This window comes from Pseudomonas sp. TE3-3-F2023 (assembly GCF_036784815.1).
GTDB lineage: Bacteria > Pseudomonadota > Gammaproteobacteria > Pseudomonadales > Pseudomonadaceae > Aquipseudomonas > Aquipseudomonas pudica.
The window spans coordinates 2,454,281-2,467,517 of sequence record NZ_CP145113.1; the positions used below are offsets into that span (position 1 = coordinate 2,454,281).

The window sequence follows — 13,237 nt, forward strand, 5'->3', positions numbered from 1 at the left end:
GATGACTACCCTGAGCTGGATTCGTGGTGTCAATGGCACCTTGGGCCGCCTGGCCCCTGAGCATGTCGCGGGCAAGATGCGCCGTGCCTTCATGACCCCGCGCAACCTGCCGCCACGGGATTGGGAGTTGCCCGTGCTGGCCAGCGCCGAGCGCATCACCCTGCGCTTCGGTTTGTCGGCCCTGCGCTGGGGCAAGGGGCCGACCGTGCTGCTGATGCACGGGTGGGAAGGGCGCCCGACCCAGTTTGCTGCGTTGATCGAAACCTTGGTCCAGGCCGGGCACACGGTGGTGTCGCTGGAGGGGCCGGGGCATGGGCGTTCGCCTGGCGAGCAGGCAAATGTGGTGCTGTTTGCCCGGGCGCTCCTGGAGGCTGCCGCCGAACTGCCGCCGCTGCGCGCGGTTATTGGCCATTCCATGGGAGGCGCCAGTGTATTGCTGGCCCTGCAGATGGGGCTACGCACAGAGGCAGCGGTCAGCATTGCCGCTCCGGCGCGGCTGTTGGGCGTACTGCGTGGCTTTGCCCATCGCCTGGGGCTGCCAGCGCGGGCGCGGGCGGCGTTCATTCGCCAGGTTGAGCGGGATGTGGGCATGCAGATTGCGCGGCTGGATGTGACTGGTTACCAGCTGGAGTTGCCTGGGTTGGTGGTGCATGCCGCCGATGATGCCTTGGTGCCCGTCGATGAGGCTCAGGTTATTCACAAGGCGTGGTTCGATAGCCGCCTGATGCTGCTGGAGGCGGGTGGCCACCAGCGGGTGCTGTCCGATTCGCGCCTGAGTGAAGCGGTGCTGGAGCTGCTGGCCCGGGCTGGCGCGGTCCCTGTAGGAGCGGCCTTGTGTCGCGATGGGCTGCGCAGCAGCCCCGGCAATCTGTGTCGGGACTGAGATTTTGGGGCCGCTGCGCGCCCCATCGCGACACAAGGCCGCTCCTACAGGTACCGCGTAGCCCCGCAGGCAAGTGCAGAAGGGCTGGACTTTCCCCCGGCGGTCCCTGCTAAATCCACTTTTGCTCCAAGGAAGCGAACATGAGTTGGGACCTGGCAACACCCTTCGTCATCGACCTGCGCGTCGGCAGCGAGGATATCGACGGCCTTGGCCACGCCAACAACGCGGTCTACGTCACCTGGCTGGAGCGCTGCGCCTGGCGCCACTCCCAGCGCCTGGGCCTGGACCTGGCCGAATATCGCCGGCTGGACCGGGCGATGGCCGTGGTGCGTCACGAAATCGACTACCTGGCCGCTGCCTATGAGGATGATGAGCTGCAACTGGCCACCTGGATCATCGACTGGGACCAGCGCCTGCGCATGACCCGGCGCTTTCAGCTCAAGCGCCCACGCGACGGTGTGACCTTGCTGCGCGCCCAGACCACCTTTGCCTGTATCGAATTGTCCAGCGGCAAGCCCAGGCGTATGCCGGCCGAGTTCCTCGACGGTTACGGCCCGGCGCTGATCGGCGCCTGAAACACCGGCAATTTTTGTTAGACTGCCGGCTTTTTCCGCCGAGACCCCGACATGCAAATTGCCCTGGCCCCCATGGAGGGGCTGGTCGACAACATCCTGCGCGACGTGCTGACCCGCGTGGGCGGTATCGACTGGTGCGTCACCGAGTTCATTCGCGTGTGCGATCGCCTGCTGCCGCCTTCCTCGTTCGACAAGCTGGCACCCGAGTTGCGCAATGGCGCGCGGACTGCCGCAGGGGTGCCCATGCGTGTGCAGCTGTTGGGTTCGGACCCTGTGTGCCTGGCGGAAAACGCCGCGCTGGCCTGCGAGTTGGGCGCGCCGGTGATCGACCTGAACTTCGGTTGCCCGGCCAAGACCGTGAACAAGTCGCGGGGTGGAGCAGTGCTGCTCAAGGAGCCGGAGCTGCTGCACGCCATTGTGCGTGAGGTGCGCCGTGCCGTGCCGGCGGATATCCCGGTCACCTCGAAGATGCGCCTGGGTTTCGACAGCCCCGACGGCGCGCTGGAGTGCGCCACGGCGCTGGCCGAAGGCGGCTCGGCGCACCTGGTGGTGCATGCGCGGACCAAGGTCGAGGGCTACAAGCCACCGGCCCACTGGGAGTGGGTGGCGCGGGTGCAGGATGTGGTCAAGGTGCCGGTGTTCGCCAATGGCGAAATCTGGACCGTGGACGACTGGCGGCGCTGCCGTGAGGTCAGTGGCGCCGAAGATATCATGCTGGGCCGCGGGCTGGTCTCGCGCCCCGACCTGGGGCTGCAGATTGCCGCAGCGCGTGACGGGCGGGACTACCAGCCGATGAGCTGGGACGACCTGCTTCCGTTGCTGCGCGAGTTCTGGCGCCAGGCCCAGGCCAAGTTGTCGCCGCGCTATGCGCCTGGGCGGATGAAGCAGTGGCTGGCGATGCTGACCCGCAGTTATCCCGAAGCGGTTGTGCTGTTTGCCGAGTTGCGGCGGGAGGATGACTGTGCGCGGATCAGCAGGTTGCTCGGGGTTGAGAGGCAGGCGCTTGAGGCTTGTGTTGCCTGATCCGGCCACTTCGCGGGTTCACCCGCGAAAGGGCCATTGAATCCAGTACAAAAATCGGATTTTTTTTGCTCGCCCCTTGAAAGCATTTCCCTCGGCCATATCTCTTGAGTACGCGATGCCGAAGTCGGGTCGCGTAATGACTTACTTGCTGAATCTCAGGAGTTCATGACCATGACTACCGCTTTCTCTCTCGCTCCACTGTTCCGCCATTCCGTTGGTTTCGACCGTTTCAACGACCTGTTCGAATCCGCGGCACGTAACGAGGCTGGTAGCAGCTACCCGCCCTACAACGTGGAAAAGCATGGCGATGACCACTACCGCATCGTGGTTGCTGCAGCTGGTTTCCAGGAAGAGGACCTCGACCTGCAGGTTGAAAAAGGTGTCCTGACCGTGACCGGTGGCAAGCGCGACAATGGCCCTGCTGAAGTGACCTACCTGCATCAGGGTATCGCGCAGCGCGCCTTCAAGCTGTCGTTCCGCCTGGCCGACCATATCGAAGTCAAGGCCGCCGGCCTGGCCAATGGCCTGCTCAGCATCGACCTTCTGCGCATCGTGCCTGAAGAAGCCAAGGCCAAGCGCATTCCGATCAACGGCGACAAGCCAGCGCTGAACTGATCGCGTAGTAGATGTGGAAAAGGGCACCCCCAGGGGTGCCCTTTTTTGTTGTTGTCGCCGGTTCGGCTTCCTTGTGGGAGCGGTTGCATCGGTTTCAGTAATCCGCCGGCGCCTCCAGCAACATCTGGCGAAACTCTGGCAACGGCAGCGGCCGGCTGTGCAGGTATCCCTGGTAAAGGTGGCACCCCAGCCGTTCCAGAAACTCCAGCTGTTCGGTCAGTTCCACCCCTTCGGCAATAACCGCCAGGTCCAGACTGCGGGCCATGGCGACGATGGCGCGGACGATTTCGGCGTCGTTGGGGTCAATCGGCGCATCGCGCACGAAGGTCTGGTCGATCTTCAGCGCATCCACCGGCAGACGCTTCAGGTAGGTCAGCGAGGAATAACCGGTGCCGAAGTCATCCATGGCAAAGCTCACCCCGTAGCGCTTCAGTTCGCGCATCTTGCTGATGGTATCTTCCAGGTTCTGGATGACGATGCCTTCGGTAATCTCCAGTGTCAGCATCTGCCGTGGCAGGCGGTAATCGTCCAGGCTGCGCAGCACCCGCCCGACAAAATCGTTCTGGCGGAACTGCCGTGGGCTGATGTTCACGCACAGGCTGAAATCATCGGCGTCGATCAGCCCGTCGCCGAGCATGCGCGCGCAGGCATCGCAAGCTTCGTCGAGGATCCAGCTGCCAACTTCAAGGATCAGGCCGCTTTCTTCCAGTACCTGAATGAATTGCGCGGGTGGCTGCTGACCCAGTTGCGGGTGATGCCAGCGCAACAGCACCTCGGCGCCGACGATGCGGTTGTCGCGGGCATCCACCTGTGGCTGGAAGTGCAGCGCCAGCTCGCCGCGGGCAAGGGCCAGGCGCAGGTCGTTTTCCATGCGCAGGCGCTCGCTGGCAGCCTTCTGCATGGTGGTATGGAACAGCTGGGTGGTGTTGCGCCCGGAATCCTTGGCCCGGTACAGGGCGATATCGGCACGCTTGAGCAGGTCGGCCGGGGTGGCGCCGTGGTCGGGGATCAGCGCCACGCCGATGCTGGGTGTCACCTGCAGGCGCTGGCCGTCCAGCGACATCGGCTCGGCCAGCAGTTCGCGCAGGGTGTCGGCCAGCCCGCGGACTTTCTCTTCGACCAGCTCTCGGCTGCCTTCCAGGCCGCTGAGCAATACCACGAACTCGTCGCCACCCAGGCGCGCCACGGTGTCTTCCAGGCGCACACTGGCTTCCAGCCGCGCGGTGATGATCTTCAGCACAGTGTCGCCCACCGGATGGCCCAGCGAGTCGTTGATGTGCTTGAAGTGGTCGAGGTCAAGGAACAACAGGGCGCCGCGCAGGTTGTGGCGCTTGAGCAGGGCGATCTGCTGGCTCAGGCGGTCCATCAGCAGGGCGCGGTTGGGCAGGTTGGTCAGCGGGTCGTGGTAGGCCAGGTGGCGAATCTGTGCCTGGGCGTTCTTCAGCTGGCTGACATCGCGGGCGGTCAGCAGCAGGCAGTCCACCTCGTTGAGGGTGATCGGCTCCACCGACACCTCCACGGTAAGAATATCGCCACGCTTGTTGCGCCCGAGCATCTCACGGTGGTGCACCCGGCCACGCTCGCGCAACTCGGCCAGCAGGGCGCTGCGCTGCTTGTCGTCGGCCCAAATGCCGATCTCATACACCGTGTGGCCGACCACTTCGGCAGCGCTGTAGCCGGTCAGGCGGCAGAAGCCGTCGTTGATTTCCAGGTAGCGACCGCTGTGGCGTTCGGTGATGGTGATGGCGTCGGGGCTGGAGTGGAAGGCCTTGGCAAACTTTTCCTCGCTGGATTTGAGTGCCGCCTCGGCGCGCTGCTGCTGGGTGATGTCGCGCAGGGTGGTGACGCTGCAGGGCTGGTCGTCGACGGTGATGAGGCGGCTGGAAATCACGCAGGTCAGCGGTGCGCCATTGCGGTGGTTGACCACCACGGCGACGTTGCTCAGGGCCTGTTCGCGGATCACTCGCTCGATGCGTTGCGCGCGTTCTATCGACTCCGCCCACAGGCCGATTTCCTCGGCGGTGCGGCCGATCACCTGGTCGGTGTTCCAGCCGAAGGTCTGGGTGAACGCCGGGTTGATCTCGATGAACTGGCCAGTGTCCTGGCGGGTGACGCAGATCGGGTCGGGGCTGACCTGGAACAGGCTGGCGAACTTCTCTTCCGAGGCACTCAGGCGCTGTTCGCGTTCCACCTGGTCGGTGATGTCGAGCAAGGTACCGGCCATGCGCAGCGGGTTGCCCTGTTCGTCGCGGTACAGTCGGGCGCGGCTTTCGATGTAGCGCGAGATGCCGTTCTCCAGTTGCACCCGGTAGGTGATCTGGTAATTGCCGGCAGGCCCTTCGCGCAGGCTGCGGTAGGCTTGGCGCATCGAATTGCGCTCCTGCTCCGGTACTCCTTCGAAAAACGCGTCGAACGATTCGTGAAAGGGGATGGGCGGCAGGCCGTGCAGTTGCGCGGCGCGGGCCGAGCCGTAGAGCATGCCGCTGGGGATATGCCAGTCCCAGGTGCCCAGCTGTGCCGAGTCCAGGGCCAGGTCCAGGCGCTCCTGGCTGTCCTTCAGGGCCTGCTCGGCGCGCTTGCGTTCGGTGGTGTCGACGAAAGTGCTGATCAGGAAGGTCACGCCCTCCAGTTCGATGCCCTGGGTGCAGAGAATGCCGTCATGCACCTTGCCGCTGATGGCGCGAAATTGTACTTCGAGGATCAACGGGCCGCTGTTGGCCCGGGTCGATTCCAGCACCATATGGCGCTGTTCGGGGTTGACCCACAGGCCCAGTTCCAGGCTGGTCTTGCCGATCACCTGGCTGCCGGGCCAGCCGAACATGTCTTCGAAGTGCTGGTTGACCTCGAAGATCATGCCGTCGTGGCGGCGGGTGAGCAAAATGGCATTGGGGCTGAGGTGGAACAGGGTGGCGAAGCGTTTTTCCGAATTGATCAGCGCTGTTTCCCGCTCGCGCTGGCGGGTGATTTCGCGGATCACCCCAATCATCTGTGGCCGGCCGTGCGGGTCGTGGGTCAGGCTGCCGTTGATCTCCAGCCAGTGCAGGCTGCCGTCCGGCCAGCGGATACGGTGGCGCATGGCCTGTTCCACCGGTTCGCCGTTGAACACCGCCTGGAATACCTGGCGTGTGCGCGCGCGGTCTTCCTCGGGCAGCAGGTCGAGGTAGTCGACATCGGCGGGGAGCGGGCGCTGCGGGTCGAAGCCGAACAGGGCCTGGGTGCCCCGTGACCAGCTGACCCGGCCGCTTTCGATATCCCATAGCCAGGCCCCCAGCCGCGCACCGTTGAGCGCGGCCAGCAATTGCGGGGCGTTCTGCCAGGCCTGCTCGGACTCCTGAGGGTCGGCCGCAGGTATGCGCGGCAGGCGCAAAAAGCGATTCGCTGATTTGGGCATCGGTACCAGACCTTTGGCGTGTGACGCGTCCTTGGAGGTGGCAATACCGGGCTGACGACCGGTCAGGCGGGCCCTGCGTGGCTGTCGAGCAGGGCCATGAATGCCCTGGCCGCGTTCGATAGCGTACGCTCCGTGTGCAAAATGTAGCCTAGCTGGCGTGACAGCTGTATGCCCGGCAAGGCGATGGGTGCAACCTGTTCGTCGAGCATGGTGCGCGGCAGCACGCTCCAGGCCAGGCCGATCGACACCATCATCTTGATGGTTTCCAGATAGTTGGTGCTCATGGCGATGTTCGGCGTCAGGCCCTGGCTTTCGAACAGGCGCTGAACAATGTGGTGGGTAAAAGTGTTGCCGCCCGGGAACACGGCCGGGTGGCGGGCGACGTCGGCCAGGCTGACCGTGTTGTTGTTGGCCAGCGGGTGCTCGGGAGCGGCGACGAAGTCCAGGGCGTCGTCCCATACCGGCACGGCCTTGACCAGGTGGTGCGGCTCGGGTGCCAAGGTGATAACGGCAATCTCCGCGCGGCCATGGAGGATTTCGTCGTAGGCCGCTTCCGAATCCATGAACTGAATATCCAGCGCCACTGCAGGGTATTCCCGGGTGAAGGCCCGCAGCAGCGGGGGTAGGCGGTGCAAGCCGATATGGTGGCTGGTGGCAAGGGTCAGCCGACCACTCACTTCCCCGGTCAAATTGGTCAGCGCGCGCCGGGTATCATCGAGGACGTTGAGGATCTGGTAGGCGCGGGGAAGCAGGGCGCGGCCCGCCTCGGTCAGGGTCACCTCGCGGCCCAGCCGGTCGAACAGGCGCACATCCAGTTGCTGTTCCAGTCCGGCGATGCGTTTGCTGACGGCCGGTTGAGTCAGGAACAGGCGGTCGGCCGCCCCGGAAAAACTACCGGTTTCGGCAATTGCGATGAAGGCGCTAAGGTTGGCCAGATCCATGGGGTGGCATTCCTGTTGGTTATCCAAAGCATAAAAATTATGAATTTGAGTTATTCAATCTAACCCCCTAGCATCGACCGCACAAGCCAAGGGGTCTTTGGCATAGAAAGACGCTGATGAGGAACAGTCTGATGGCTGGCAAAACGCTCTACGACAAACTCTGGGAAGCCCATGAGGTCAAGCGCCGTGATGACGGCTCGTCCTTGATCTACATCGACCGTCACATCATCCACGAAGTGACGTCGCCCCAGGCCTTCGAAGGCCTGCGCCTGGCCAACCGCAAACCCTGGCGAATCGATGCCAACATCGCCACACCGGACCACAACGTGCCGACCACGCCAGAGCGCAAGGGCGGTATCGAGGCCATCGTCGACCAGGTGTCGCGCCTGCAGGTGCAGACCCTCGACGAGAACTGTGACGAATACGGCATCGTCGAATTCAAGATGAATGACGAGCGTCAAGGCATCGTCCATGTCATCAGCCCGGAGCAGGGTGCCACCTTGCCTGGCATGACCGTGGTCTGCGGTGACTCGCACACCTCCACCCACGGCGCCTTCGGTGCCTTGGCCCACGGCATCGGCACCTCCGAAGTAGAGCACGTGCTCGCTACCCAGTGCCTGGTCGCCAAAAAGATGAAGAACATGCTGGTGCGCGTGGAAGGCCAGCTGCCTGCCGGCGTTACCGCCAAGGACATCGTCCTGGCCGTGATCGGCAAGATCGGTACCGCCGGTGGTAACGGCCACGCCATGGAATTTGCTGGCAGCGCCATCCGCGAATTGTCGATGGAAGGCCGCATGACCATCTGCAACATGTCCATCGAAGCCGGTGCCCGCGTAGGCCTGGTGGCGGTGGACGACACCACCGTTGCCTATGTCGAAGGCCGCCCGTACGCGCCGAAGGGCGAGCAGTGGAAGCAGGCGGTCGAAGCCTGGAAAGGCCTTGTTTCCGATGCTGACGCGGTGTTCGACACCGTGGTCGAGCTCGACGCTGCGCAAATCAAGCCGCAGGTCAGCTGGGGCACTTCGCCGGAGATGGTCCTCGCCGTCGACCAGCGCGTGCCGGACCCGGCTGCCGAGCCTGACCTGATCAAGCGTGGTTCGATCGAGCGTGCCCTCAAGTACATGGGCCTCGCCGCCAACCAGGCGATCACCGATATCAAGCTCGACCGCGTATTCATCGGTTCGTGCACCAACTCGCGCATCGAAGACCTGCGCGCCGCCGCCGAAATCGCCAAGGGCCGCAAGGTCGCTGCCAACGTCAAACAGGCGCTGGTGGTACCGGGCTCGGGCCTGGTCAAGGCCCAGGCCGAGCGTGAAGGCCTGGACAAGATCTTCCTCGAAGCCGGTTTCGAATGGCGTGAACCAGGCTGCTCGATGTGCCTGGCGATGAACCCGGACCGCCTGGAGAGCGGCGAGCACTGCGCGTCCACCTCCAACCGCAACTTCGAAGGCCGTCAGGGTGCCGGTGGCCGTACCCACCTGGTCAGCCCGGCCATGGCCGCCGCCGCCGCGGTGACCGGCCACTTCATCGATGTCCGCGAGTTGATCCAAGGGAGCGCAGCATGAAAGCCTTTACCCAGCACACTGGCCTCGTTGCGCCGTTGGACCGTGCCAACGTCGACACCGACCAGATCATCCCCAAGCAGTTCTTGAAGTCGATCAAGCGCACCGGCTTCGGCCCCAACCTGTTCGACGAGTGGCGTTACCTGGACGTGGGCCAGCCTTACCAGGACAACAGCAAGCGCCCGCTGAACAAGGAGTTCGTGCTCAACCACGAACGCTACCAGGGTGCCAGCGTGTTGCTGGCGCGGGAAAACTTCGGTTGCGGCTCCAGCCGTGAGCATGCCCCATGGGCGCTGGACGAGTACGGCTTCCGCAGCGTGATCGCACCGAGCTTTGCCGACATCTTCTTCAACAACAGCTTCAAGAACGGTTTGCTGCCGATCATCCTCAGCGACGAGGAAGTCGACGAGCTGTTCAAGCAGGTCGAAGCCATCCCGGGCTATCAGCTGACCATCGACCTGCAGGCGCAGGCGGTGACCCGTCCGGATGGCAAGGTGCTGCACTTCGAGATCGATGCGTTCCGCAAGCACTGCCTGCTCAACGGCCTGGACGATATCGGCCTGACCCTGCAGGACAGCGATGCGATCAAGGCCTTCGAAGGCAAGCACCGCGCCGCGCAGCCTTGGCTGTTCCGTGATGCCTGAATGATTTAGTGGGTTTGCTGGCCTCATCGCCGGCAAGCCAGCTCCCACAGGAACTCCACAGGTCTGAAAACTGTAGGTTCTCTGTGGGAGCTGGCTTGCCGGCGATAGAGCCAGTAAAGACAACCCAAAACCAGAAGGATCGAGACATGACCAGCACCCAGCACACCGATGTGGTCCAGCGCCAGTTCGGCGAACAGGCCAGCGCCTACCTCAGCAGCGCCGTGCACGCCCAGGGCAGTGAATTCGCCCTGCTGCAGGCTGCGCTGGCGGGGCAGGGCCATGCCCGCGTGCTGGACCTGGGCTGCGGCGCCGGTCATGTCAGCTTTCACGTCGCCCCGCTGGTTGCCGAAGTGGTCGCCTACGACCTCTCGCAGGCTATGCTCGACGTGGTCGCCAGTGCCGCTGCCGAGCGCGGCCTGGCCAATATCACCGCCGAACGCGGTGCCGCCGAACGCCTGCCGTTCGCCGACGCCTCGTTCGACTTCGTCTTCAGCCGCTACTCGGCCCACCACTGGAGCGACCTGGGCCTGGCCCTGCGCGAAGTGCGCCGGGTGCTCAAGCCGGGTGGCCTGGCAGCGTTCATCGACGTGATGTCGCCGGGCAGCCCGCTGCTCGACACCTACCTGCAAACGGTCGAAGTGCTGCGCGACAACAGCCACGTGCGCGATTATTCCGCCGCCGAATGGCAACGCCAGGTCAGCGAGGCTGGTTTGCATGTACGCAGCCACACCCGCCAGCCGCTGCGCCTGGAGTTTTCCAGCTGGGTCGAGCGCATGCGCACCCCCGAGCCAATGCGCGTGGCAATTCGCCAATTGCAGCAAGCCATGGGCGAGGAAGTACGGCAGTATTACCAGATCGAGACCGACGGTTCGTTCAGCACCGATGTGCTGGTGTTGTGGGCCGAGCGTTAAGAACTTTTCGGTGGGGCCCGCTTGGCCGCACCGCGTGAATGGATAGAGGAAAGCATGAGCAAGCAGATTCTGATTCTCCCAGGTGACGGTATCGGCCCGGAAATCATGGCCGAGGCGGTCAAGGTGCTGGAGCTGGCCAACGACAAGTTCCAGCTCGGTTTCAGCCTGGAGCACGACGTGATCGGTGGCGCTGCCATCGACAAGCACGGCGTGCCGCTGGCCGACGAGACCCTGGAGCGTGCGCGCAAGGCCGATGCCGTGCTGCTGGGCGCCGTGGGCGGGCCGAAGTGGGACAAGATCGAGCGTGATATCCGCCCCGAGCGCGGCCTGCTGAAAATCCGTTCGCAACTGGGCCTGTTCGCCAACCTGCGCCCGGCCATCCTCTACCCGCAACTGGCCGATGCCTCGTCGCTCAAGCCAGAGATCGTTTCCGGCCTGGACATCCTCATCGTCCGTGAGCTGACCGGCGGTATCTACTTCGGTGCCCCGCGTGGTCAGCGTGAGCTGGAAGGCGGCGAGCGCCAGGCCTACGACACCCTGCCGTACAGCGAGAGCGAAGTGCGCCGCATTGCCCGTGTCGGCTTCGACATGGCCCGCGTGCGTGGCAAGAAGCTGTGCTCGGTGGACAAGGCCAACGTCCTGGCGTCCAGCCAGCTGTGGCGTGAAGTGGTCGAGGACGTGGCCAAGGACTACCCGGATGTTGAACTGAGCCACATGTACGTCGACAACGCCGCCATGCAGCTTGTGCGTGCGCCCAAGCAGTTCGATGTGATGGTGACCGACAACATGTTCGGTGACATTCTGTCGGATGAAGCTTCCATGCTGACCGGTTCCATCGGCATGCTGCCTTCGGCGTCGCTGGATGCCGACAACAAAGGCATGTACGAGCCGTGCCACGGCTCGGCGCCGGACATCGCAGGCCTTGGCATCGCCAACCCGCTGGCGACCATCCTGTCGGTGTCGATGATGCTGCGTTACAGCTTCAATCAGTCGGCTGCCGCCGAGGCGATCGAGAAGGCCGTGAGCCTGGTCCTGGATCAGGGGCTGCGCACCGGCGACATCTTCTCGGAAGGCTGCCGCAAAGTTGGTACGCAGGAAATGGGCGACGCAGTAGTCGCAGCGCTGCGGAATCTGTAATCTCTCTGGCCCGCCACCCAAAATTCCCGGTGGCGGCCCACTTTTAGCAAAGGTGTAGTTGCGATGAAACGTGTAGGTCTGATCGGTTGGCGCGGTATGGTCGGTTCCGTGCTCATGCAGCGGATGCTGGAGGAGCAGGATTTCGACCTCATCGAGCCGGTGTTCTTCACCACCTCCAATGTTGGCGGCCAGGGCCCGAACGTGGGCAAGGATACAGCTCCGCTCAAGGACGCTTATTCGATTGAAGAACTCAAGACCCTCGACGTGATCCTGACCTGCCAGGGCGGCGACTACACCAACGAGGTCTTCCCCAAGCTGCGTGAAGCCGGCTGGCAGGGTTACTGGATCGACGCCGCCTCGTCCCTGCGCATGCAGGATGACGCGGTGATCATCCTCGACCCGGTCAACCGCAAGGTCATCGACCAGCAGCTGGACGCGGGTACCAAGAACTACATCGGCGGCAACTGCACCGTCAGCCTGATGCTGATGGGCCTGGGTGGTCTGTTCGAAGCCGGCCTGGTCGAGTGGATGAGCGCCATGACCTACCAGGCGGCCTCGGGTGCCGGCGCGCAGAACATGCGCGAGCTGATCAAGCAGATGGGTGCTACCCATGCTGCCGTTGCCGATGACCTGGCCAACCCGGCCAGCGCCATCCTCGACATCGACCGCAAGGTTGCCGAGACCATGCGCAGCGAAGCGTTCCCGACCGAGAACTTCGGCGTGCCGCTGGCTGGCAGCCTGATCCCATGGATCGACAAGGAGCTGCCGAACGGCCAGAGCCGTGAAGAGTGGAAGGCCCAGGCCGAGACCAACAAGATTCTCGGCCGCTTCAAGAGCCCGATCCCGGTCGACGGCATCTGCGTGCGCATTGGCGCCATGCGTTGCCACAGCCAGGCGCTGACCATCAAGCTGAACAAGGACGTGCCGCTGGCCGACATCGAAGGCATGATCAGCCAGCACAACCCTTGGGTGAAACTGGTGCCTAACCAGCGTGAAATCAGCATGCAGGAGCTGAGCCCGACCAAGGTTACCGGCACCCTGAACATCCCGGTTGGCCGCCTGCGCAAACTGAACATGGGCTCCCAGTACCTGGGCGCCTTCACCGTAGGTGACCAGCTGCTGTGGGGCGCGGCCGAGCCGCTGCGTCGCATGCTGCGGATTCTGCTGGAGCGTTGATCGTTCCGGTCTGACCGAAAACCCGCGCTGGTGACAGCGCGGGTTTTTTTATTGCCGATCCATCCCGGCCGGCCCGGCTTTTCTCTGCTTTTGCTTTTGCTTTTGATTTTGCTTCTAGGCGCGCGATAGTTCAGGCGCCGCCGATTGCGACTTCAGGAGGCCGAGCGAAGGGACTGCGGAGGGAGGTGACGGGCATGGATGCCCGTCAAGCGCTGAGGCCCCATGGATGGGGCCTGCAGCGCGTACTCCCGGGAGCAGGCCCGTAGCGAGGGGACCCCGGAGCGAAGCGTAGGGGCCGGATGATGGGAGCCGACGGTTTTTGGTTCCTTTTTGCCACGACAAAAAGGGACCCGCCGTAAGGGCGGAAAGGTGACTTGGC

The 13,237-nt window shown here is 63.8% G+C and carries 11 protein-coding genes; 9 read left to right on the top strand and 2 right to left on the bottom strand.

What is annotated here, in order from left to right:
* The first annotated feature begins 1 nt into the window (after position 1).
* The 4 genes from V3314_RS11205 (at position 2) to V3314_RS11220 (ending at position 3,096) form a co-directional block, all read left to right on the top strand.
* Positions 2-883 (top strand): alpha/beta fold hydrolase, encoded by an 882-nt coding sequence (locus V3314_RS11205; RefSeq protein WP_046617042.1) that lies wholly within the window; start codon positions 2-4, stop codon positions 881-883.
* Positions 884-1,023: 140 nt separating this feature from the next.
* Entirely contained in the window at positions 1,024-1,458 is a 435-nt protein-coding gene (locus tag V3314_RS11210) for a thioesterase family protein (protein WP_046617041.1), read from the top strand.
* A 51-nt stretch (positions 1,459-1,509) separates the two neighbouring features.
* The gene (locus V3314_RS11215; RefSeq protein WP_046617040.1) at positions 1,510-2,481 is read left to right on the top strand and encodes a tRNA-dihydrouridine synthase; all 972 of its coding nucleotides are present in this window, start codon (positions 1,510-1,512) and stop codon (positions 2,479-2,481) included.
* Between the two features lie 171 nt (positions 2,482-2,652).
* Entirely contained in the window at positions 2,653-3,096 is a 444-nt protein-coding gene (locus V3314_RS11220) for an Hsp20 family protein (RefSeq protein WP_003260273.1), read from the top strand.
* A 94-nt stretch (positions 3,097-3,190) separates the two neighbouring features.
* Here the strand turns inward: V3314_RS11220 and V3314_RS11225 are convergent, their stop codons facing one another.
* Together V3314_RS11225 and V3314_RS11230 are read right to left on the bottom strand one after the other, a co-directional pair.
* Positions 3,191-6,487, bottom strand: coding sequence for a PAS domain S-box protein (locus tag V3314_RS11225; protein ID WP_046617039.1), 3,297 nt, complete (start codon positions 6,485-6,487; stop codon positions 3,191-3,193).
* A gap of 62 nt (positions 6,488-6,549) precedes the next feature.
* Positions 6,550-7,428 carry a LysR family transcriptional regulator gene (locus V3314_RS11230; RefSeq protein ID WP_015269430.1) on the bottom strand — a complete coding sequence of 293 codons (879 nt, stop codon included), beginning with the start codon at positions 7,426-7,428 and terminating at the stop codon, positions 6,550-6,552.
* A gap of 131 nt (positions 7,429-7,559) precedes the next feature.
* Here V3314_RS11230 and leuC point away from each other — a divergent pair, with 131 nt between their 5' ends.
* The 5 genes from leuC (at position 7,560) to asd (ending at position 12,858) form a co-directional block, all read left to right on the top strand.
* Positions 7,560-8,993, top strand: coding sequence for a 3-isopropylmalate dehydratase large subunit (gene leuC, locus V3314_RS11235; protein WP_013971600.1), 1,434 nt, complete (start codon positions 7,560-7,562; stop codon positions 8,991-8,993).
* Positions 8,990-9,634 (top strand): 3-isopropylmalate dehydratase small subunit, encoded by a 645-nt coding sequence (leuD, locus tag V3314_RS11240; protein WP_046617038.1) that lies wholly within the window; start codon positions 8,990-8,992, stop codon positions 9,632-9,634. Before leuC ends, leuD begins: the two co-directional genes overlap by 4 nt.
* A 146-nt stretch (positions 9,635-9,780) precedes the next feature.
* Positions 9,781-10,545 carry a class I SAM-dependent methyltransferase gene (locus V3314_RS11245; RefSeq protein WP_046617037.1) on the top strand — a complete coding sequence of 255 codons (765 nt, stop codon included), beginning with the start codon at positions 9,781-9,783 and terminating at the stop codon, positions 10,543-10,545.
* A gap of 54 nt (positions 10,546-10,599) precedes the next feature.
* A complete protein-coding gene (leuB, locus tag V3314_RS11250) occupies positions 10,600-11,682 on the top strand; it encodes a 3-isopropylmalate dehydrogenase (protein WP_013971603.1) in 1,083 nt (360 codons plus the stop codon).
* 63 nt (positions 11,683-11,745) lie between these two features.
* Positions 11,746-12,858 (top strand): aspartate-semialdehyde dehydrogenase, encoded by a 1,113-nt coding sequence (gene asd / locus V3314_RS11255; protein WP_003260268.1) that lies wholly within the window; start codon positions 11,746-11,748, stop codon positions 12,856-12,858.
* The last annotated feature ends 379 nt before the right edge of the window (positions 12,859-13,237 follow it).